The sequence below is a fragment of the Shigella sp. SIG6 genome (assembly GCF_053555815.1).
Genome location: NZ_JBQZXC010000299.1, coordinates 1 through 680, shown reverse-complemented (window position 1 = coordinate 680; position 680 = coordinate 1). Strand labels below are relative to the sequence as shown.

Below are 680 nucleotides of genomic sequence, written 5' to 3'. Positions count from 1 at the left end.
GATAAGCTTGATACAACTGGTCTGGTATATACAGTTTCTTTGAGTGCGGTTACGTCCACAGAGGTAACGGTAAAAGTAACCCCTTGTCGGGACCACTCCGACCGCGCACAGAGGCATTTTCATCGCTGACAGGCCGCATTGCCTCGCAGGGCTGGAGGAGGATCGGTGATATCCGGACGACCGTACCGGCTTACGCCGGGCTTCGGCGGTTTTACTCCTCTGCCATGTGCAACAACGGAGTGCCGCCTTACATGCCGCTGGCGCGGCATATCCTGGTAACATTTTTGTTGATACCACCTTCCGGCCTTATCCTGACCAGTGGGCTTTCCTGGCATCGATGATACCGATGAACGCGCATGATATTGAGCCGACGATATTACGGGCAACTGGAAATACTCACCCTCTGGATGTGACCTTTATCCATGAAGAAGATTTGGCCACACCATGGAAACCTGAACAATCATCAGTTTACGCCCATGTAAACCCCTACGGGATATTTGAACTCGATATGGAAACAAGGTTGCCAATCGAGGTGGTTGCCTGAAAGTTGGCAGTTACCCGGTCACTACACCTTGTTGGAGTGGGTAATGACTCCAACTTACTGATAGTGTTTTATGTTCAGATAATGCCCGATGACCTTGTCATGAAGCTCCACCGATTTTGAGAACGACAGTGACTTC

Annotated in this window: 1 protein-coding gene and 1 pseudogene; one reads left to right on the top strand and one right to left on the bottom strand. The window is 50.4% G+C overall.

The annotated features are described in order from the left end of the window. Positions 1–274: 274 nt before the first annotated feature. Positions 275–466, top strand: a pseudogene (locus ACUU1M_RS20480) (hypothetical protein); the annotation flags it as partial. Positions 467–598: 132 nt separating this feature from the next. Here the strand turns inward: ACUU1M_RS20480 and ACUU1M_RS20475 are convergent. Continuing rightward, the coding region (locus ACUU1M_RS20475; RefSeq protein ID WP_000618533.1) for an IS1 family transposase at positions 599–680 on the bottom strand (82 nt) is incomplete at its 5' end.